Origin of the sequence: Streptomyces sp. NBC_00554, from assembly GCF_041431135.1 — a bacterium.
In the GTDB taxonomy this organism is placed as follows: domain Bacteria; phylum Actinomycetota; class Actinomycetes; order Streptomycetales; family Streptomycetaceae; genus Streptomyces.
In genome coordinates this window covers 1,057,423-1,078,353 of the sequence record NZ_CP107799.1, presented here as the reverse complement: position 1 = coordinate 1,078,353, position 20,931 = coordinate 1,057,423, and the positions used below count along the sequence as shown (strand labels likewise).

15 protein-coding genes are annotated in these 20,931 nt (G+C 69.2%); 10 read left to right on the top strand and 5 right to left on the bottom strand.

Translation table 11 applies throughout. The features are described from left to right. The first annotated feature begins 7 nt into the window (after window positions 1–7). From OG266_RS04935 to OG266_RS04920, 4 genes are all read left to right on the top strand, one after another. The gene (locus tag OG266_RS04935; protein ID WP_371543142.1) at window positions 8–2,608 is read left to right on the top strand and encodes a PA14 domain-containing protein; all 2,601 of its coding nucleotides are present in this window, start codon (window positions 8–10) and stop codon (window positions 2,606–2,608) included. A 51-nt stretch (window positions 2,609–2,659) separates the two neighbouring features. After that, window positions 2,660–4,978 carry a GH92 family glycosyl hydrolase gene (locus OG266_RS04930; protein ID WP_371552649.1) on the top strand — a complete coding sequence of 773 codons (2,319 nt, stop codon included), beginning with the start codon at window positions 2,660–2,662 and terminating at the stop codon, window positions 4,976–4,978. Window positions 4,979–5,135: 157 nt separating this feature from the next. Then, window positions 5,136–6,479, top strand: a complete 1,344-nt coding sequence (locus OG266_RS04925; protein WP_371543139.1) for a wax ester/triacylglycerol synthase family O-acyltransferase — start codon at window positions 5,136–5,138, stop codon at window positions 6,477–6,479. Window positions 6,480–6,593: 114 nt separating this feature from the next. Next, window positions 6,594–8,090, top strand: a complete 1,497-nt coding sequence (locus tag OG266_RS04920; RefSeq protein ID WP_371543136.1) for an SDR family NAD(P)-dependent oxidoreductase — start codon at window positions 6,594–6,596, stop codon at window positions 8,088–8,090. Between the two features lie 15 nt (window positions 8,091–8,105). Here OG266_RS04920 and OG266_RS04915 read toward each other — a convergent pair whose 3' ends face one another. The 3 genes from OG266_RS04915 to OG266_RS04905 all read right to left on the bottom strand — a co-directional run bounded on the left by OG266_RS04915 (window position 8,106) and on the right by OG266_RS04905 (window position 11,284). Next, complete coding sequence (locus tag OG266_RS04915; RefSeq protein ID WP_371543133.1) at window positions 8,106–9,707, bottom strand: serine hydrolase; 1,602 nt, start codon at window positions 9,705–9,707, stop codon at window positions 8,106–8,108. Between the two features lie 26 nt (window positions 9,708–9,733). Further along, window positions 9,734–10,588 (bottom strand): SDR family oxidoreductase, encoded by an 855-nt coding sequence (locus tag OG266_RS04910; RefSeq protein ID WP_266472432.1) that lies wholly within the window; start codon window positions 10,586–10,588, stop codon window positions 9,734–9,736. Between the two features lie 78 nt (window positions 10,589–10,666). Beyond that, entirely contained in the window at window positions 10,667–11,284 is a 618-nt protein-coding gene (locus OG266_RS04905) for an HD domain-containing protein (protein ID WP_371543130.1), read from the bottom strand. 491 nt (window positions 11,285–11,775) lie between these two features. Between OG266_RS04905 and OG266_RS04900 the strand changes: the two genes are divergently transcribed. Then, complete coding sequence (locus OG266_RS04900; RefSeq protein WP_266472427.1) at window positions 11,776–11,949, top strand: hypothetical protein; 174 nt, start codon at window positions 11,776–11,778, stop codon at window positions 11,947–11,949. Between the two features lie 79 nt (window positions 11,950–12,028). Continuing rightward, window positions 12,029–12,511 carry a GNAT family N-acetyltransferase gene (locus OG266_RS04895; RefSeq protein WP_266472424.1) on the top strand — a complete coding sequence of 161 codons (483 nt, stop codon included), beginning with the start codon at window positions 12,029–12,031 and terminating at the stop codon, window positions 12,509–12,511. Between the two features lies 1 nt (window position 12,512). Here the strand turns inward: OG266_RS04895 and OG266_RS04890 are convergent, their stop codons facing one another. Further along, window positions 12,513–13,853 (bottom strand): amidase, encoded by a 1,341-nt coding sequence (locus tag OG266_RS04890; RefSeq protein WP_371543125.1) that lies wholly within the window; start codon window positions 13,851–13,853, stop codon window positions 12,513–12,515. A 247-nt stretch (window positions 13,854–14,100) separates the two neighbouring features. On the opposite strand from OG266_RS04890, the gene OG266_RS04885 reads away from it, so the two are divergent. Next, window positions 14,101–16,440, top strand: a complete 2,340-nt coding sequence (locus OG266_RS04885) for an alpha-L-fucosidase (protein ID WP_371543123.1) — start codon at window positions 14,101–14,103, stop codon at window positions 16,438–16,440. A gap of 43 nt (window positions 16,441–16,483) precedes the next feature. On the opposite strand, the gene OG266_RS04880 is transcribed toward OG266_RS04885, so the two are convergent. Continuing rightward, the gene (locus OG266_RS04880) at window positions 16,484–17,527 is read right to left on the bottom strand and encodes a LacI family DNA-binding transcriptional regulator (protein WP_266472417.1); all 1,044 of its coding nucleotides are present in this window, start codon (window positions 17,525–17,527) and stop codon (window positions 16,484–16,486) included. 247 nt (window positions 17,528–17,774) lie between these two features. On the opposite strand from OG266_RS04880, the gene OG266_RS04875 reads away from it, so the two are divergent. The 3 genes from OG266_RS04875 to OG266_RS04865 are packed head-to-tail and all read left to right on the top strand — an operon-like array spanning window position 17,775 to window position 20,911. Next, window positions 17,775–19,064, top strand: coding sequence for an ABC transporter substrate-binding protein (locus tag OG266_RS04875; protein WP_371543121.1), 1,290 nt, complete (start codon window positions 17,775–17,777; stop codon window positions 19,062–19,064). A gap of 6 nt (window positions 19,065–19,070) precedes the next feature. Beyond that, window positions 19,071–20,003, top strand: a complete 933-nt coding sequence (locus tag OG266_RS04870) for a carbohydrate ABC transporter permease (protein ID WP_371543118.1) — start codon at window positions 19,071–19,073, stop codon at window positions 20,001–20,003. After that, window positions 20,000–20,911 (top strand): carbohydrate ABC transporter permease, encoded by a 912-nt coding sequence (locus OG266_RS04865; protein ID WP_371543115.1) that lies wholly within the window; start codon window positions 20,000–20,002, stop codon window positions 20,909–20,911. Before OG266_RS04870 ends, OG266_RS04865 begins: the two co-directional genes overlap by 4 nt. The last annotated feature ends 20 nt before the right edge of the window (window positions 20,912–20,931 follow it).

Genomic DNA, 20,931 nt, shown 5'->3' with positions numbered 1-20,931 from the left:
AGGATCCGTGCGCATCAGACGACTCAGAGACCGACTCGCGTTACTGCTCGCCGGGGCCCTGGGCCTCGCCGGTCTGACCGCCGTACCCGCGTCGGCCGACGATCCCGTGGAGATCCACGGGCTGAAGGGCGACTACTACACCCAGTCCGCCCCCGGCGCCTTCGACTTCCACGAGCTCAAGGCCACCGGCTTCGACCCGAACCTCGACTTCGACAACCTGGAATCCCGCCTGAAGTCCGCCACAGGCCAGGACAACGATGTCAGCGTCCGCTGGACCGGCAAGATAGTGCCCGAGAAGACCGGTCTCACCACGTTCTCGATCATCGGCGACAACGGCTTCCGTCTCTGGATCGACGGCGAACTCGCCATCGACCACTGGGTCGACGACTGGGACCGCGAACAGACCGCCGAACCCGTCGACCTGACAGCGGGCCAGGCCTACGACTTCAGACTCGAGTACTTCGAGCACTACGGCGGCTCCAACCTCCACCTGCGCTGGACCGAGCCCGGCGGCAGCAAGGTCGCCGTCCCGCAGTCCGCGTTCCGCCTGCCCGACGGCTACGACTACGACGGCGCCGTCGCGACCACGGTCCTGGCCGACGGCCGTACCCTCAGGCTCGACTTCGCCCATGACCTCCTCGCGCCACCGGCCACCGTCACCGACCACCTCGAAGCGGTGATCGGCGGCGCCAAGTGGCCGTTGAGCGCGGCCGAGTTGGACCCCGCCGACCCCAAGGCCCTCCTGGTCACGCTCAAAGAGCCCGTCGTGGGAAACAAGACCGGTACCGCGCGCGGCACCGCAGACGTCCGCTACGACGGCCAGGGCGGACTCGCAACCGCCGGCAAGGCGATCGGCGCCTTCTGGAGCAGCGGCCCCAACCACTCCACGTACGAACTGCGCACCCCCTGGGCGGACGAGGTCGGACCGGACAACGCGCTCCCCGAGTACCCCAGGCCCCAACTGACCCGCGACGCCTGGCGGAACCTCAACGGGCGCTGGCAGTTCGCCGCGGCCACGGCGGGCGAGCAGCCGCCGGTGGGCAGGAACCTGGGTGAGCGGATCCTGGTTCCGTACCCGGTCGAGTCCCAGCTCTCCGGTGTCCAGCGGCACGAGGACCGCATGTGGTACCGCCGCACCTTCACCGTCCCCGCCGACTGGAAGGTGGGTGCCGGCAAACGGCTCCAGCTCAACTTCGGCGCCGTCGACTGGCGGTCCGAGGTGTACGTCAACGGCGTCAAGGTCGCCGAACACCAGGGCGGCTACGACAAGTTCAGCGCCGACATCACCGACGCGCTGAAGCCCGGCCGCACCCAGGAACTCATCGTGGGCGTGTACGACCCGACCGACTCGGCGAACGGCGAGAACCCTCCCCTCGGCAAGCAGCGCCTCGACCCCAGCGGCATCTGGTACACCCCGTCCTCCGGCATCTGGCAGACGGTGTGGATGGAGCCCGTCGCGGCGGACCACATCGACTCGCTCAAGCTCACGCCCGACGTCGCGAACGGCCAACTCGCCATAGAGGCGAGGGGTGTTCGGGACGGCCTCGCGGTCACGGCAACGGCGTACGACGGAAAGAACAAGGTCGCGACGGTGAGCGGCCGCACCGGACAGCCACTGACACTGAAGATCGCCGATCCGCGACTCTGGTCCCCGGACGACCCCTTCCTCTACGACCTCAGGGTGACCGTCGGCGGCGATCGTGTCGGCAGCTACTTCGGTATGCGCTCGATCGCGGTGGAGAAGATCGACGGCACCCCGCGCACCGTCCTCAACGGCGAACCCGTCTTCATGATGGCCACCCTCGACCAGGGCTTCTGGCCAGACGGCCTGCACACGGCACCGACGGACGAGGCCCTCGCCTACGACCTGAGGATGCACAAGGAGCTGGGCTTCAACGCCGTACGCAAGCACATCAAGGTGGAGCCCGACCGCTGGTTCTACTGGGCCGACCGGCTCGGCCTGCTGGTCTGGCAGGACATGCCCGCGATGACCGCCGGGGTGAACCCGGACACCGCGGCCCGCGCCGAGTACGAGCGCGAGATGAAGCAGCTGATCGACGAGCACATCAGCAGCCCCTCGGTCGTCATGTGGGTGACCTTCAACGAGGGCTGGGGGCAGTACGACGAGGCCCGCATCGCGGACCAGGCCAAGGCCTGGGATCCGACCCGCCTGGTGAACGGCATGTCGGGCCTCAACCTGGGGGCCGACGGAGGCACCGGCGACATCATGGACGAGCACGGCTATCCGAGCCCCGCGCTGCCACCCGCCCCCGACGGGAAACGGGCCCTGGTCACCGGCGAGTACGGCGGCCTCGGGCTCGCGGTACCGGGTCATGCCTGGTCGGTGCAGCAGTCGTACGTCGACGTGGACCCGGCGACCTACACGGACGACTACCTGGCCCGGCTCGACGAGGTGCGCCAACTGGCCTGCCGAGGATCCAACGGCGCCGTCTACACGCAGATCTCGGATGTCGAGGGCGAGCTCAACGGGCTCCTGACTTACGACCGCAAGGTCATGAAGCCGGACGTCCAGCGAGTGAGGGCCGCGCACGAGGCACTGATCCGTGACGCGTCCCGGGCGACCCCGGCGGGCTGCCCCAGTTCCTGACGTCACGACAACGGAGGTCTCCCCTTGAGTCCCATGAATCCTGTGAGTCCCATGAGATGGGCCCGGCACCTGCGCCTGCTCATGGCGGGGGCGGTGGCAGCGTCCGCGCTGTTCGCCGCCCCCGCCGCCCAGGCCGCCGGGCCCAGCGCCGGTCGACTCACCGATTTGGTCAACCCGTTCATCGGTACGGAGAACGACGGCAACACCTACCCCGGTGCCGCCGTGCCCTTCGGCATGGTGCAGTTCTCCCCGGACACCGGACACAACACGGGCTACGACTACTCCCAGAACCACATCCGCGGCTTCTCCCTCGTCCATCTGTCGGGCGTCGGCTGCGGGCTCGGAGGCGACCTGCCCGTCCTTCCGACCACCGGTGACGTGACCGAGACGGATTACGGCCGGTATCAGGCCGAGTTCAGCCACGACACGGAATCCGCGAGCCCCGGCTACTACAAGGTCGGCCTGAAGACCGGCATCGACGCCGAGCTGACGGCCACCGCACGCACCGGTGTGCAGCGCTACACCTTCCCGGCCACGGACAAGGCCAACGTCCTGCTCAACGCGGGACAGTCGCTGCACAGGACGGTCTCCACCAAGGTCGAGATCCTCGACAACCGAACCGTGCGCACCGCGATCACGGGCAGCGGCTTCTGCCAGGACACCAAGCCGTACACCGTCTACACGATCACCCGCTTCGACCGGCCGTTCACCACCTACGGCACCTGGGACGGCGAAACGGTCACCACCGGGTCCCAGGCCGGGCGTGACGGCGCCTTCGTCCGCTTCGACACGACGAAGGACCGCACGGTGGAGGCGACCACCGCACTCAGCTACGTGGATGCCCGCGGTGCGGCGCTCAACCTCCGCTCCGAGGGCGGCCGTTCGTTCGACACCGTCCGGGGCGAGGCCGACCGCACCTGGGAGGACCGGCTGAACGACGTACGCGCCCAGGGAGGCACCGACACCCTGCGCCGCACCTTCTACTCGTCCCTCTACCGGTCCTTCCTCGCGCCCAACATCGGCAGCGACGCCGACGGCCGCTACACCGGCTGGGACCAGAAGGTCCACCGCGCAAAGGGCTTCACCTACTACCAGAACTGGTCGCTGTGGGACACCTACCGCACCCAGTCGCAGCTTCTCTCCCTGCTCGCACCGCGTGAGGCACGGGACATGGCGATCTCCGTGATCAAGATCGACGAGGAGAGCGGCTGGCTGCCCAAGTGGGGGTACGGCACGGTCGAGACGAACATCATGACCGGCGATCCGGTCACCCCGTTCCTGACCAACGCCTACCAGCAGGGTCTGCTCAAGGGGTATGAGGAGCGGGCGTACCGCGCGCTGAAGAAGAACGCCGACGGGGTTCCGCCCGCCGACTCGTCGGCAGTGGGGCGCGAGGCCAACGAGGAGTACATCGCGAACGGCTTCGCGCCCTACATCAAGGGCCGCCCGCACGCGAAGCCCGGCGACTCGGACTACGACCACGGTGCGTCCGCGACCTTGGAGTACGCCCTGTCGGACGCCATGCTCGGCGCGATGGCGCAGGACCTGGGACATGACGCCGACGCGGCGCGGTATGCCGCCCGGTCCGAGAACTACCGGGAGATCTACGACGGTTCGACCGGCTTCTTCCGTGCGCGCGATGCCTCCGGGGCCTTCACGGGGTCGGCCGACCCGGCCCAGAGCGAGGGGTTCCATGAGGGCACGTCCTGGCAGTACCAGTGGCTCGTGCCGCAGGACCTGCCGGGGATGGTCGACCTGATCGGCGGCAAGCAGGCGGCCAACGACCGGCTCGACTCGTTCTTCGCGTACGAGCAGCTCCTTCAGGATCCCGCGAAGACGGCGCGTGAGGTGTGGGTCAACGGCCCGTACGACTACTACAACGCGGACAAGTACAACCCGCAGAACGAGCCCGACCTGATCGCGCCGTACACCTATCTGTCGACCGGTCAGCCGTGGAAGACGACCGACGTGGTGCATGCGGCGTTGACCCTGTTCACAGACGCGCCGACCGGAATGACCGGCAACGACGACCTGGGCACGATGTCCGCCTGGAACGTCCTGTCGTCGATCGGGATCTTCCCGGTGCAGCCCGGCTACGACACCTGGGGCCTGTCGACGCCCGTATTCGAGCGGATCGACCTCACACTCGACCGGCGCTACTACCCGCGCGGCGCTCTGACGGTGACCGCTCCGGGCACCTCGGACAGTGACCGGTACATCCAGTCGGCCCAGGTGAACGGATCCTCGTACGGCCGTACGTACCTGACGACCGACGCGCTCCGGGGCATCGGCTCGCTGGCCTTCACGGTCGGCGATGAGCCGTCCGAGTGGGGGACGTCCGCGGAGGCGGCCCCACCTGCGCTGAACTGACCTCAGGGGTCACACGGGTCCCGCCTCTCCCACCGAGGCGGGACCCGTGACTGGACTTAATCTGCTGTTAACTGAGCGTAGCTTGATCGTACTTGACCGTAATCACCTGTCCGGGTTTGACTGCTTGCTCACCCGTCGTCGACGCGAGAGCAAGCCTTTGACCTCCGACCTGCTCGCACCACTCGACCTGGCGTTCTGGAACATCGAGTCCGCCCAGCACCCCATGCACCTCGGCGCCCTGGGTGTCTTCACGGCCCACTCGCCCACCGCGGGCGCGCACGCCGCCGACCTGCTGGCGGCCCGCGCGGCCGGAGTCCCCGGGCTGCGCATGCGGATCCGTGACGTATGGCAGCCGCTGGCCTTCCCGCTCACCTTCCCGCCGGCCTTCGGCGGGGCAACCCGCGAGCCCGCGCCGGACTTCGAGCCGCTCGACCACGTGACGCTGCACGCGCCGACCGACGACTTCCACGCGGAAGCGGGCCGCCTCATGGAACGCCCGCTGGAGCGAGACCGGCCGCCGTGGGAGGCGCATGTGCTGCCCGGCGAGGACGGCGTGTCGTTCGCCGTGCTCTTCAAATTTCACCACGCACTGGCCGACGGGCTGAGGGCGCTGATGCTCGCGGCCGCGATCATGGACCCGATGGACCTGCCGGAACCCCGCCCGCGCCCCGCCGAGCCGCCCCGAGGGCTCTTCCCGGACGTCCGCAAGCTGCCTGGCCTGGTCCGTGGCACCCTCTCCGACGTGGGCCGGGCCCTCGACATCGGCGCCTCGGTCGCCCGCGCGACCCTGGGCGTACAGTCCTCGCCCGCCCTGACCTCGGAGCCCACCGGCACCCGCCGCACCGCGGGCGTGGTTATCGATCTCGACGACGTGCACCGCGTCCGCAAGACCGTCGGCGGCACCGTCAACGACGTCCTGATCGCCGTCGTCGCGGGCGCCCTGCGCCGCTGGCTCGACGAGCGCGGCGACGGCAGCGAAGGCGTCGCACCCCGGGCCCTGATCCCCGTCTCCAAGCGCCGCCCGCGCACCGCGCACCCACAGGGCAACCGGCTCTCCGGGTACTTGATACGGCTTCCGGTCGACGATCCGGATCCGCTCGGACGGCTGCGCGCGGTCCGTACCGCCATGGACCGCAACAAGGACGCAGGGCCCAACCGGGGAGCGGGCGCCGTCGCGCTGCTAGCCGACCATGTGCCGCCGCTCGGGCACCGGATCGGCGGACCCGTCGTCGGTCAGGCGGCCCGGCTGCTCTTCGACATCCTCGTCACCAGCGTTCCGCTGCCCAGCCTCGGCCTGAAACTCGGCGGCTGCCCGCTCACCGAGGTGTTTCCGTTCGCCCCGCTGGCCCGCGGCCAGGCACTCGCGGTGGCCGTCTCGACGTACCGCGGGCAGGTCCACTACGGGCTCCTGGCCGACGCGGAGGCCGTCCCGGACCTCGACGTGCTGGCCCGTGCGCTGACCGAGGAGGTGGCGGCGCTGAACGCCGCCTGCGCCTCCTGAGAACGCCGGTGATCATCGCGGGTTTGGTACCACGGGCGATTGCTCCGTAAAATTCCGCCTTCGAAAGCGAGCGCGGTTCGAGCGCGGCGCGGAACCCGAGGAACGGCAACGGCGATGACGGTGACAGAGGACAGCCAGGCGACCCCCGCCGGGTACACGGCAGAGGTCGCGGAGGCGTCGCAGGGGCCCGGCATCGACCCGGAGCGGCTGGCCGTCTGCCTCAGCGTGCTCGACGAGCTCGACAAGATCGACGTCGACCACCCCGACGCCATCGCCGTGCGCCGCGCCACGGCGGGCGTCTACCGGACGGTCAAGCAGCGCCGCCGTCAGGACCGCCGCGCCGCCAAGACCGCCCACGACAAGGCGGTCACGGAGTCCACGGCCACCGGCTCCGCCCAGCGCATCGACGACGAGACGGAAGGCATCCTGCCCTCCTCCGTGACCGACGCCGGCGAGATCGCGGGGATACTCCAGCGCCCGCGCTCCTGCTACATCTGCAAGAAGCGGTACGTCGAGGTCGACTACTTCTACCACCAGCTCTGCCAGGAGTGCGCGGCCGAGAACCGCACCCGCCGCGACGCCCGTACCGACCTCAGCGGCAAGCGCGCGCTGCTCACCGGCGGCCGCGCCAAGATCGGCATGTACATCGCGCTGCGGCTGCTGCGGGACGGCGCGCACACCACGATCACCACGCGCTTCCCGAACGACGCGATCCGCCGCTTCAAGGCCATGCCCGACAGCGACGAGTGGATCGGCCGACTGAAGATCGTCGGCATCGACCTGCGCGACCCCGCCCAGGTCGTCGCGCTCGCCGAGTCCGTGGCCGCCGAGGACCCGCTCGACATCCTGATCAACAACGCGGCCCAGACCGTACGCCGCTCGCCGGGCGCCTACAGCGAACTGCTCGCCGCCGAATCGGGCCCGCTGCCCACCGGTGAGCTGCCGCCCGCCGAGGTGATCGGCACCTTCGGCTCGGGCGCCGTGGCCGCGCTCCCGGTCGCCGGGGGCGGCGCGCTGACCGCGAAGGAGGTCACCGACCTCGCGCTGGTGTCCGGCTCGGCGTCCCTGGAGCGGATCGCGGCCGGTACGGCGATCGACGCGGGCGGGCTGGTTCCCGACCTGCACGACACCAACAGCTGGATCCAGTCCGTCGAGGAGGTCACGCCGGTCGAGCTCCTCGAGGTCCAGCTCTGCAACTCCACCGCGCCGTTCATCCTCATCAGCCGCCTGCGCTCGGCGATGTCCGCGGCCGACGCCAACCGCACTTACATCGTGAACGTCTCCGCGATGGAGGGCGTCTTCAACCGCGGCTACAAGGGCGCGGGACACCCGCACACCAACATGGCCAAGGCCGCCCTGAACATGCTCACGCGCACCAGCGCCCAGGAGATGTTCGAGAAGGACCGCATCCTGATGACCGCCGTCGACACCGGCTGGATCACCGACGAACGCCCGCACCCCGACAAGATGCGCCTCGCCGACGCGGGCTTCCACGCCCCGCTCGACCTCATCGACGGCGCGGCCCGCGTGTACGACCCGATCGTCCGCGGTGAGCAGGGCGAGGACCTGTACGGGGTGTTCATGAAGGACTACGCGCCCGGCAAGTGGTAGACGGCAGGACAGGCTCTAGGAGCGGGTGAAGGTGCCCAGGCCGTTCTCGTCGAAGGCCTCGATGGTCACCTTCCCCGCCTTCGCGCCGTCCGAGTCGGTGTTGAAGGTGACGCCGGACAGGCCGGTCGCGTTCTCGCCGACCGTTTCGAAGCTGAACGTGTCGCCGTCGAAGTGCGTGAGCCGGAAGGTCATCGGTTTCGGACCGAGGCTCATGGTCAGTTCACCGTTCTTCGCGGCCGTGACGGTGAGCGGTCCGTAGAAGTCGTTGTCGTAGGTGCCCGTGTACGTGTCGTCGGGCTGGGCGTCGGCCGCGTCCTCGGGGGGCTTGGTGTAGTCGGTGGGGGAGCGGCCCGCCTCCTCTCCCTGCTGGTACACCTGTGCGGCCAGGGAGAGCCAGTCGGCCGTGGGCTTGCCGTACTGGGCGGTGTCGAAGAAGTCGAGCGCGACCGAGTCGGCCAGCCCCACGGGCTCTCCGTTGGTGAGCACCGTGATGCCGAGCTCCTCGCCGGGCAGCAACGACACGTTGGTGTTCGCGCCGAGTGCGAAGGCGCCGGAGTGGCTCAGGCGCAGCCGGCCCTGGTCGTCGTAACTGACGTTCCAGCCGAGGCCGTAGAAGCCGGTGCGGCCCGCCGGGGCATGCGGGGGGTTGCTGACGATCTCGGGGAGGTGGGTGCGCTCCAGCGGGTCGGCGGGGATGATCTGCTCGCCGCCGAGCTTGCCGTTCGCGAGTTGCAGCCGCATCCAGGTGGCCATGTCACGGGCCGTGGAACTCGCACCGCCCGCGGGCGACTGGGCGTCGGCGTCACGGACGTACTTGGCGTCCCAGGAGCCGTCCGCGGCCTTCACATGGGTGACTGCCTTGTCCTTGGCCTGGTCGTAGTCGCTGAAGAGGGAACTGGTGGAGTTCATGCCGGCCGGGCCGTAGAGCGTTTCCTCGGAGAGCTTCTCCCAGGTGGTGTCGTTCGCGTTCGCGACCGCCTCGCCCGCGGCGGTGACTCCGAAGTTGGTGTACGCGTAACTGGCGCGGAACGGCGAGAGCGGCTCGTACTTCAGATGCTCCAGGATGTACGTCCGGTCGTAGCCGAGGTCTTCGAGGAGGTCTCCGGAGTGGTCGGGCAGGCCGCTGCGGTGCGAGAAGAGGTCGGCGACCGTGACGTGCTCGGTGACCCAGGGGTCCTTGAGCGCGAAGCGCGGCAGCTCTCCGGCCACCGGGTCGTCCCAGCCGATCGTCTTGTCGCCGACGGCGCCCGCGACCACGGTCGAGGCCAGCGGCTTGGACAGCGACGCCAGCTCGAAGACGGTGTCCGGGTCGACGGCTCCGGACTGCCCGACCTCACGGTCGCCGAAGCCCTTCACGTAGACGACCTGATCCTTGTAGACGACGGCCACGGCGACGCCGGGGACCCCGGTCTTCTTCATGCCGTCCTGGATGACGCGGTCTAGCGTGGCGACGGCGTCGTCCACCTTCGCCTGTGTGAGCTGCGGGGGTGGCTGAGGCGGCGGAGCCGCTGCCGCGGCCGAACCGGAGGCCGCATAGCTCGCGGAGAGCAGGGAGGCCACGGCTGCTGCGATCAGCGCCGTCCTTTTCTGGGTTCTCGCCTGTCGCCGAACACCCATGTTCACCATTCAACGCGCGGTCGCGGTCATTGTCCTGCCGAGCCGGGGGGACCTGCCGGAGCGGAGGGCCCCTGGACACCGGGTGCCCGTGTCCGCAGCCGCTCCTGCACCGCCAGGCTGTCGGGGGCGCCGGTGTACGCGGCCCTGACCCGGGTCCCTCCGTCGACCAGCAGATCGGCACCGGTGATCCAGCCGGCCGCGTCCGAGGCCAGCCAGGTCACCGCCCTCGCGATGTCCTCGGGCCGCCCGATACGGCCCAGCGGAAGGCCGGCCCCCAGCTCGTCCTCGGCGTGCTCCCACACGAAGCGGGCCATCTCGGTACGGACGAGACCGGGGGAGACGGAGTTGACCCGCACCTTGGGGGCCAGCTCGCCCGCCAACTGCTGGGTGAGGTGCAGCAGGGCGGCCTTGCTGGTGCCGTACGCCCCCACGTTGGGGCCGACGTGCCCCGCGCCCTCGGTGCAGACGTTCACGACCGTGCCGCCGTGCTCGCACATCCACGCCCGCCAGGCGCACTGCACCAGCCGCAGCGGCGCCCCGACATTGACCTCGAACGCCTTCCGCCAGCGGTCCGGATCGGCGTCCATGAGGGGGCCGTACGGCTCGTTGGTCGCCGCGTTGTTCACCACGACGTCGATCCGCCCGAACTCCCGCAGCGTCAGCTCGGTCAGCTCCCGCAGATGCACGGGGTCGGCGACCGAACCCGCGAGCCCGATACCCCCGAGCCGTTCGGCGGCCAGGGCCACCGCGTCCGGATCCCGAGCGGTCACGCACACCCGCGCCCCCGCTCCGGCGAGCGCCTCCGCGACGGCAAGTCCGATCCCGCGCGATGCCCCGGTGACGATGGCGGCCCTGCCCTCAAGACCGTACGGCGACATCATCCGCGTACGGTCTCATGACGGGCCGTCAGCCAACAGCCCTCAGCCGACGGTCAGTCGGCCGTCACAGGCCTCAGCCGGTCACCAGCCCCGACCCGTGGGCCGATACCCCGCCCCCTGCCGTGAGTGCTGGGCCGCCACAAGCTCCAGCACCGTACGCCAGTCCTCCAGGACCCCGGCGTCGAGGCCGACCACCTTGCCCGCGTCGTCCGCCTGCCGCAGCGTGACCGCGTCCTCGGCGAACGGATCGCGCTCGAACGCGGCTGCCTCCCGAGGCGTCATCGCACCGCCCTGCACGGTGAGGGTCAGCGAACTCTGCGCGGACAGCCCGCGGCCCGGCGAGGCCGTGGCCAGATAGCGCTTCGCCGGCACATGCAGTCGTACGAGGTGGGAGACACGTTCGCCGAGAAGCGGCCGTACCGCGTCGGCGGCGTGGTCGGCGTGACCGGCGTCGTCGCCCGGCCTGAGTAGGTGTCCGATGTCGTGCACCAGGCCCGCCACCTGGAGTTCCTTGTCGGCGGGATGCCCGCGGCGCAGCAGCGCGGCGGTCTGCAGGGCGTGATCGTGCAGGTCGACCGGGTCGGCGATGGGGGTCCCCCCGCTCGAGCGAAGCCGAGAGTGGGGGAGGTCCGGGGTGTCCCAGGCCCCCCGGCAGGCATGCAGCAGATCCATCAGCTCCTCGACGCTGCGCAGCTCCATGCTTCAGTCCTCCCGCGAGAAAGGCCGTTGCCGAGAATCAGCAGATCATGGCGTTCTTGCGAATCGGCCAACGGGATCTGAACTGCGCACCGTGTTCAGCCGTGACCGTGATGGCCTCCGGCAGGCCTCTGCCCACAGTCGGTATTGAGCCGAATGGGTGGCGGTAAAGAGGGCGTAATGTTTCAAATCGCCGCAGATCGGGGCCTGGTGGATGCTGATTGACGCGAGACAGTTACCTCGATTTTTCAGCCCCATCGAGCGGACCCCCGCTCATTTGGTTACTCTGTACCGGACGGACAGCGACACGGGGTTCCACCCACACCCACAGTCCGTCACGGGACAAGCCGGTCATCACGGCCTGCTCTCACACGAGTTACCGGCGCCACCGCGTCCCTAACTGCCTTCGACTCAGACCCGAGTGGACGTCAGGCGACCGGCAGTTGACTGGCCTTGTGCGTCCCAAGGGTGACCCGACACATAAGGAGTGCGCGGTGACACCGGAGAAGAATCGCGATCAACGCCCCAGTGAACTCACGGAGGGCGCGGGCCGTCGGCCCGAGAAGAAGCTCGGCAGCCTCGACGTGTGGGCCAGGTCGGCCCCGATCCGCCTGGCGGGCTACGAGGACGACCTCGCCGAGCCGCACATCCTGCCCAGCGTCGACTGACCCTGGCAGAACCCATCGCGATCCCCCCGGCAGGACCCATCGCGAACCCTGACAGCATGGGCGTGCCAGACTCACGCCCATGCTGATCAGAGAAGCCGCGGCCGACGACTGGCCGCGGATCTGGCCTTTCTGGCACCGGATCGTCGCCGCCGGAGAGACCTACACCTGGGACCCGGACACCTCCGAGGACGCGGCCCGCGCCCTGTGGATGGCGCCGGGCAAGAGCGTGTACGTCGCCGAGGACGCCACCGGAGCCGTCGTCGGCTCGGCCTTCGTCACCCCCAACTACGGCGGCCCCGCCGACCGGATCGCCAACGCCGGATTCATGGTCGACCCCGAGCACGGCGGGCGGGGCATCGGCCGCGCACTCGCCGGGCACGTCCTCGCCACGGCGAAGGCCGACGGCTACCGAGGCATGGTGTTCAACGCCGTCGTGGAGACCAACCCGGCCGTCGGACTGTGGACTTCGCTCGGCTTCACCATCCTGGGAACCGTGCCGGACGCGTACGAGCACCCCCGGCACGGACGGGTGGGGCTGCACATCATGTACCGGGCGCTGTGACTCAATCCAACGACGCCGTACGCCGCCACGGGTGCAGTTCCTCCAACTGACCGGCCAGGGCGAGGAGATCGAGCTCGGAACCGGGACGGCCGACAAGTTGTACGGCGCAGGGGGCACCGCCCGCCAGCGTGCCGAACGGCACCGACATCGCGGGCCAGCCGGTGAGGTTCCACGGCGGAGTCAGCGGCGAGTAGTTCGTGTTGACCAGCAGATTGCGCAGCCAGCCACGCTTGTGCCAGGCGGCCGCGGCGGGACCCCGCCGGGCCAGCGCCGGCGTGATCAGCACGTCGTGCTCGGCGAAGAACGGCTCCAGACGCCTGCGCAGCTGCTCGCGACGGTCACCTTCGCGAACGCCCTTCACGAAGCGGCGGCCCAAGGCGGCGTGCACGCGAGTGCGCCGGGCGAGCAGGCGCGGGTCGAGGTCCTCGGCGTCCACGGCGGTGCCCGCCGTCCAGTGCGCGAGCGAGGTCGTGCTCAGCCAGAGGGGGTACGGCGGGTCGGCGCGCCGCACCTGGTGACCTGCCCCGGCCAGCAGCTCTGCCGCCTCACGGGCCGCGGCCGTATACGGACGGGTCACCCGTACGCCGACCAGAGGGCTGCGTACGGAGACGGCCACTTTGCGGGCTTCCGTCCCCGACGGACGTACAGCCTTCGTGTCGGCCAGTACCGCGAACATCAGGCGCGCGTCCTCGACGGTCGTCGCGAGCGGCCCGTTCTCCGACATGCCGAACCAGTCGCCGTGACCGATGCCGGCCGGGACCGTGCCATGGCCCGGCTTCAGCCCGACAAGACCGCAGTTGGCGGCCGGGATGCGCAGCGAGCCCATCCCGTCGTTGCCGAGCGCGATCGGCACCATCCCGGCGGCCACCGCGGCTGCGCTGCCGCCGGAGGAGCCGCCGGCCGTGCGCGAGGTGTCCCACGGGTTGCGGGCGATGCCGTGCACTCCGTCGGTGGTACCGAAGACACAGAGCTCGGGCACGTTTGTCAGACCCACGACTACCGCGCCCGCCGCGCGCAGCCGGGCCACGGTGACATGGTCGTGGTCGGCGGGAGTGTCGGAGGAGGCGGCGGTTCCGTTGCGGTTGGACTCGCCGCGTACAGGGAGGTTGTCCTTGACGGCCACGGGCACACCCGCGAGAGGGAGCCCACTGAGATCACGCGTGGCCAGCTCGTCGGCCTCGGCGAGGGCCGCCTCCGCCCGCAGCGCCCGGAAGGCGCCGACGCGGGCGTCGAGCAGCTCGATCCGGGCGAGGTGTTCGGCCACCACCTCGCGGGGCGTGACCCGCTTCTCCCGTACGGCTGCGGCGATCTCGGCGGCGGTCCGGCCGACCCAGGTGGTCACGGGTGCTCCTTTGTGTACTGGTGAGTAGTACGAGGTGCACTCTGCCCGGGGGTGGGGTGTCACGTCGAGAGCCGGCGGCCCCGGAACTCCGGGGCGGTGTTCCGGGACTTCGCACAGGCGGCGGCCGGTACCCTCGCCGACACGGGAGATCATCCGATCACTCGCTCAACTTCCTTCGCTGCGCGCCCCATTGACAGGGTTTGGTGGCAGCTCGATCATCAGACATCCGATGATTGGGAGCCGCCCCATGAGTACGTATCCAAGACGTCAGGTGCTGGGAGCCGCGGCCGTGGTCGCCGCAGCCGCCACTCTTCCGCTCGCGGGCACGGCCGCTGCGCTGACGGTGGACGAGCGACAGAGCGACTGGGTGCCCGTCCCCGACCCGATACCCGTGCCGCTCGACGCCTACTTCGACAACGATGCCATCGACACTGCCGCCGCCCGTGGCGGGAACTTCGACGGCTCGGGCTACACCTTCCCCGGTGAGGAACTCCCGGCGGGCCCGGTCGAGGTGGACGGCATCGCCTTCGTCTTCCCGTCCGCCGAGGCGGGCGCCAAGAACAACGTGGTCGCCCTCGGCCAGCGCATCGAACTGCCCAAGGGGAGCTACCTGTCCGCCCTGTTCCTCACGGCGGGCAGCTACGGCAATCCGTCGGGCAAGGCCACCGTGCACTACGCGGACGGCTCCACGACGACCGCGGGCCTCGGCGGTTCGGACTGGTACTCGGCGGGAGGCTCGCTGTCGGCCGCGTACCGCTACACGCCTGACGGCAGCAAGGACGAGCACCGCGTCGGCATCGGCGTGGCCGAGGTCTGGATCGACCCGGTGCGCGAGGCTGTCGCCCTCACCCTGCCCACCACCAACCCCGCCGAGGAGAACAAGGCGTCCCTGCACGTCTTCGCCCTCTCCCTTCAACCGGCGGCCCAGGGACGGGCGTTGGCCCTGCGTGACGCGCACTCCACCTTCTCCCTCCTGGAGTCGAGCGGGGCCCAGAGTGTGGAGGCCACCGTGGTCAACGCCGGCACGGTCGCCGTCCTCGCCGGTGACCGCGTCTCGGTCGGCGTCGACGTGCCGGGCGCCCGCACCGTCGAACCCGCGCGGGTGACGCGGCTGGACCCCGGTGAGCAGGCGCGCGTCCGTGTCGGCATCCGCAACCGTGTGGGCACGGCACCCGGAACGGCGCAGGACGGCAAGGTGGTCGTCAGCGGGCGCGGTGAGCAAGTCGGCGTGAGCAGTCGCGAGTTGACCCTCGGTGTTCCCGACTACCAGACCACCGAAGCTTCACTGACGGGTCATCAGGCGCCGTACTGGTTCCACCGCGCCAAGTTCGGCATCTTCATCCACTGGGGTGTCTACTCGGTGCCCGCCTGGTCGCCGGTCGGCAAGCAGTACGCCGAGTGGTACTGGAACCACATGGAGAGCCCCGACAACGAGGTGTACGCCTATCACCGGGAGACGTACGGCGAGGGCTTCGCGTACGACGACTTCATCCCGATGTTCACGGCGGGGAAGTTCAATCCGCGGGCCTGGGTGGAGCTGTTCCGCGACGCGGGCGCGGAGTACCACGTGCTGACCTCGAAACACCATGAGGGCTTCGCGCTGTGGGACACCAAGTTCGCCGACCGCAACTCCGTGAAGATGGGGCCGAAGCGCGATCTGATCCGCGAACTCTTCGACGCCTCCAAGCAGTTCACGCCGGAGCTCAAACGCGGCCTGTACTTCTCGATGCCCGAGTGGTTCAACCCGGACAACCCGTGGATGGGCCACGCCCCGCGCAACCCGTACACCCTGGAGCCGCTTCCCTACACCGGATACACCGCGGGCAAGGACTATGTGAAGGACTATCAGGCCCCGCAGATGCTGGAACTGATCCACGGCTACGATCCGGCCCTGATCTGGTGCGACATCGGTGGCGCGAACGACAGCATCGAGGTACTCGCCGAGTACTTCAACCACGGCAAGAACAGGAGCAAGCCGTACGAGGTGACGGTCAACGACCGCTCGGGGATCGGCTTCCACGACTTCACGACCCCCGAGTACACGACGTACGACAACACCGTCGTCGCCAAGTGGGAGTCCAGCCGCGGTCTCGACCCGCGCAGCTACGGCTACAACAAGGCGACTCCCGACGAGGCCTACATGACCACGGAGGAGGTCGTGCACAGCCTCGTCGACATCGTCTCGAAGAACGGCAACTTCCTCCTCGACATCGGCCCGCGCGCCGACGGCACCATCCCGGAGATCATGGAGACCCGGCTGCGCGAGACCGGCCGGTGGCTGAAGACCAACGGCGAGGCGATCTACGACACGACGTACTGGTCGCGGATGGCGGAGCTCGGCGAGGACCTGCGCTTCACGGTCAAGCAGAACAAGGCCTTCTACATCCACTCGCTCACCGCGCCCAGCAGCAAGCTGACGGTCCAGGCGCCGGTACCGATCCGCAGCGGCGACAAGGTCACCATGCTCGGCTACCACCGGCCTCTGACCTGGTCGGTGAGCAACGGTTCGCTGGTGATCGACGTACCGGAGGCCGCCCGCAAGGCAGGGCAGCACGTGTGGGTGTTCAAGGTGGCCTGGCAGAGCTGAGTCCTGTGGGCGGGGTGGGCGTCGTACGTGACGTCCACCCCCTTCATGCCCCGCGGGGCCCTGTACTGTCCCGCTCGATCAGCCGCGGCACCGGCACCTGCACCGTCCGGGCCGGACCGCCGTCAAGGAGAGCGGTCAGCTCCTGTGCGGCCGTGCGTCCGAACTCGACGGTGTCCCGGGAGAGCGCGGACAGCCACGGCTTGACCATGCGGCACAGCGCGGAGTCCTCCCAGGCCACCACCGAGACGTCGCCCGGCACGGAGAAGCCCAGTTCGGTGGCGGCGGCGACTCCGGCGACGGCCATCACGTCGTTGTCGTAGACCAGCGCGGTCGGCGGGGTGGCGCCCTCAAGGACGCGGCGGGTGGCGGCCGCGCTCTCCGCGTCCGAGTAGTCCGTGGGCACGGAGCGCACCTCCGCCAGTCCCCGACGCTCGGCCTCGGCGCGCAGTGTCCGGATCCGGCGCTCGGTGTGGGCGAGCCCGGGAAGGCCCGCGATGTGCACGATCCGGCGGTGGCCGAGCGCGTACAGCTCGTCCACGAGCGCGGCCATCGCGGCCGCGTCGTCGGCCCAGACGATGGAGAGCCCGGGGTGCCGGGCGTCGGGTACGCCGCCGATGACCACAGCGGGCAGGCCCAGCTCGTCGAGCAGGTCCGGACGCGGATCGTCGACACGCGGGTCGACGACGAGCACTCCGTCCACGCGGTGCTCGGCCCACCAGCGCCGGTAGACCGCGCACTCGGCGGCCACGTCCTCCACCACCTGGAAGAGCAGGCCGAGATGACGCTCCGCCAGCACCTCCTGGATCCCGGAGACGAGCTGGAGGAAGAAGGAGTCGACGCCGAGGGTGTCCGCGGGCCGGGCCAGCACGAAGCCGACCGTGGCCGCGCCCTCCCCGGACAGCGCGCGTGCCGCCGTACTCGGCCGCCAGCCGAGCTGTTCGGCGACCCGGCGCACCCGGTCGCGGGTGATCTCGGAGACCCCCGGCCGGTCATTGAGCGCGAAGGAGACGGCGCTCTCGGAGACTCCGGCGCGCTGGGCGATGTCCTTCATCGTCGGCCGGCGCGCCGGAGACCGCTTGGCTGGCACCCTTGCTCCCAGTTCTTTCGAGATCTTCTTCCGGCGTCATCTGTGGCTGTGTACTAATGCGCTTGAGCTGATGCAATCTAAAGCGCATTAGTGATCGATGACAAGAGGCTGGCCGCACGGCTCTGACCTGCCATGTTGGATGACTAATGAATTTAGTTCGACCGAATCCATTGACTCGCCCCGCGAGTTGCCTGCAAGGTCTGCCCCGGCACTGTTCGCCAACCCGCTGCAAAGGAGCCCGGTCACCGTGCGCAAGCCTCGCAGAGCACTCGCCGCTGCCGCCATCGCCCTCGTCCTGCCGCTGAGCGCGTGCGGTTCCGGTGACGAAGGGAGCGGCTCCACGGACGCCTCCGGCAAGGTCGAGGGCGACATCACCTTCCAGACCTGGAACCTTCAGGCCAACTTCAAGTCGTACTTCGAGGGCGTGATCGCCGACTTCGAGAAGAAGTACCCGGACACGCACGTGAAGTGGATCGACCAGCCCGCCGAGGGCTACGCCGACAAGATCAGCGCGGATGCGGCCGGCGGCACCCTGCCCGACGTCGTGAACGTCTCGCCGGACCTCGTCGCGCCGCTCGCCAAGGCGGGCCTCGCGCTCGACCTCGACAAAGCCGCCTCGAAGTACAAGAAGGAGTACCTGGAGGGCGCCTGGGCCAGCCACCAGATACCGGGCATGACCGGGACGTACGCCTTCCCCTGGTACCTCAACACCGGCCCGCTCTTCTACAACAAGTCGCTCTTCGAGGAGGCCGGACTCGACGCCTCGAAGCCGCCGACGACGTACGACGAACTCTTCAGCGACGCCCTGGAGTTGGCGGACAAGAGCGACGGCAAGGTCGCGACACTCGCCAACGTGCCGACCGTCGAGGACTTCGGCCGCTACGGCGTGGAGCTGATGAACAAGGAGGGCACCGCCTTCTCCTTCAACGACGCCAAGGGGATCGAACTCCTCACCAAGTACAAGGAGTTGTACGACGCGAAGGCGCTGGACTCGCAGGCGCTGACCGCGACCCCGGAGTCCTCCGGCAAGAAGTTCCTCACCGGGGCCGTTGCCATGAACCCGGGCAGCGCCCTGGACCTCGAGAACTTCAAGAAGCAGGCGCCGAACCTCTACAAGAACATCGGCATCACGGACCAGATCACCAGCACCGGCAAGGTGAACATGTACGTGATGGGCGTGATGGTGAACTCCCAGACCAAGCACACCCCGGCCGCGGTCGCCTTCGCGCACTTCGTCACCGACGCGCAGAACCAGATGTCCTTCGCGAAGCAGGTCGCGATCTTCCCGAGCACCGCCGGATCGCTGGACGACCCGTACTTCACCAAGGAGGACGGGACCGACGTGACGCGTGTGCGGGTGGCTGCCGCCAAGTCCCTGAAGAACGCGGTGAATTACACGCCGGTCCTGTTCAGCGACCAGATGAAGACCGAGCTGCGCAACGAGGTCGCCAAGGCGCTCCAGGGCAAGGAGAGCCCGAAGGAAGCTCTTGACAACGCTGTCGAGGCTTGCAACAAGCTGCTCGAACAGCAGGGCTGACCAGACATGGCGAGTTCATCCACCGCCTCCGACGGAGTCCGGCCCGGCGTGCGCCCTCGGGGCACGCGGGTGCGGCGCCATCTGCCCACCAGCCCCTGGCTGTTCGCCGCCCCCGGGTTCCTGGTCGTAGGCGTGTTCATTCTGTACCCGTTCGTCTCCACGCTGGTGAACGCCTTCACCGACCGCCGGACCCTGATCCCCGGCGAGTTCGTGGGCCTGGCCAACTTCCGGGAGCTGCTGCACGACGACATGTTCTGGATCGGGCTGCGCAACAGCACGCTGTACGTCGTCGGGGTCGTCCCCGCGCTCGTCCTGCTGCCGCTGCTGCTCGCCCTGCTGGTCCAGAAGAACATCCCCGGCATCGCCTTCTTCCGGTCGGCCTTCTACACCCCGGTCGTCGCGTCGATCGTCGTGGTCGGGCTCATCTGGGTGTGGCTGCTCGACGAACGCGGCCTGGTGAACTCGCTGTTGGAGACGATCGGTGTCGGCAAGGTCGGCTTCCTCAGCGACCAGTGGCTGCTTCTGCTCAGCGCCATGGCCGTCACGGTCTGGAAGGGCCTCGGCTACTACATGATCATTTATCTGGCGGCGCTCGCCAATGTGCCGCGCGAGCTGCACGAGGCCGCGTCGGTGGACGGCGCGGGGGCCGTGCGCCGCTTCTTCACGGTGACCGTTCCCGCGGTCCGCTCCACGATGGTGCTGGTCGGGGCGCTGTCGTCGGTGGCCGCCTTCAAGGTGTTCTCCGAGGTCTATCTGATGGCCGGGCCCGACGGCGGCCCGGCGGGCGAGGACACCACCCTCGTCATGCTCGTCCAGCGCACCGGCACCGGTCTGACCGGCCGCGTCGGCTACGCCTCCGCCATCTCGGTCGTCGTCTTCGTCGTCACCGTCGCGCTGATGCTGCTCGTACTGCGCGCCGACCGGAAGGAGGACGCGTGAGCGTGCTGGAGAAGGTGCGTCCGGCCGAGCGGCCGGCGACACCGGGCAAGCCCCGCCGCCGTGTCACCGACGAGCAGGGCCGCCGCGTACGAACCTGGGAACTCGCCCTGCGCTACCTGCTGTTGCTCGCCGTGCTCGCCCTCACCGTCGGTCCCTTCGTGTGGCAGCTGTCCACCTCGCTCAAGGGCCCGACCGAGGACATCTACACCTCGCCGCCCAAGTTCCTGCCGAGCGACCCGACTCTCCACAACTATCAGCGAGTTGCCGAGACCATCCCCGTCTGGGACTACGCCTTCAACTCGTTGAAGGTCGCGGGCGCCAACGTCGTGACGAACTGCGTCGGTTCGGCCCTCGCGGGCTACGCCCTGGCCCGGATGCGCTACCGGGGCCGGCGGGTGGCCACGCTCGTCTTCATCCTCGCGATGCTGGTCCCCGCGGAGAGCATCATCATCGCCCAGTTCACCACCATGCGGGAACTCGGCCTGAACAACACGCTGATCGGTGTGGTGCTCCCCGCCTGCATCAGCTCGATGAACGTCCTGCTGATGCGCAACGCCTTCCTCAACCTCCCCTACGAGATCGAGGAGGCCGCCTACGTCGACGGGGCCAACGCCTGGCAGCGGTTCCTGCGGATCGCGCTGCCCTCGGTGAAGGGCACTCTTGCCGTCGTCGCGATCTTCGCCTTCATGGGCGCCTGGGACGACTTCCTGTGGCCGCTCATCGTGCTCAGCGATCCGTCGAAGTTCACCCTGACCATCGGCCTCAACTATCTGCACGGCACCTTCGCCAACGACGAACGGCTCGTCGCCGCGGGAACGATCATCGCCGTGGCGCCGCTGATCATCCTCTTCGCCTGTCTCCAGCGGTACTTCTTCCGGGGAGTGGGCGAGGGCGCCGTCAAGGGCTGACCTCCCGTGTTCCCGCTCAT

Excerpts from the sequence above, each read along its gene's own strand:
- OG266_RS04930 (WP_371552649.1), top strand. The coding sequence starts at position 2,660 with ATGAGATGGGCCCGGCACCTGCGCCTGCTCATGGCGGGGGCGGTGGCA.
- OG266_RS04920 (WP_371543136.1), top strand. The coding sequence starts at position 6,594 with ATGACGGTGACAGAGGACAGCCAGGCGACCCCCGCCGGGTACACGGCA.
- OG266_RS04915 (WP_371543133.1), bottom strand. The coding sequence starts at position 9,707 with ATGGGTGTTCGGCGACAGGCGAGAACCCAGAAAAGGACGGCGCTGATC.
- OG266_RS04910 (WP_266472432.1), bottom strand. The coding sequence starts at position 10,588 with ATGATGTCGCCGTACGGTCTTGAGGGCAGGGCCGCCATCGTCACCGGG.
- OG266_RS04905 (WP_371543130.1), bottom strand. The coding sequence starts at position 11,284 with ATGGAGCTGCGCAGCGTCGAGGAGCTGATGGATCTGCTGCATGCCTGC.
- OG266_RS04895 (WP_266472424.1), top strand. The coding sequence starts at position 12,029 with ATGCTGATCAGAGAAGCCGCGGCCGACGACTGGCCGCGGATCTGGCCT.
- OG266_RS04885 (WP_371543123.1), top strand. The coding sequence starts at position 14,101 with ATGAGTACGTATCCAAGACGTCAGGTGCTGGGAGCCGCGGCCGTGGTC.
- OG266_RS04870 (WP_371543118.1), top strand. The coding sequence starts at position 19,071 with ATGGCGAGTTCATCCACCGCCTCCGACGGAGTCCGGCCCGGCGTGCGC.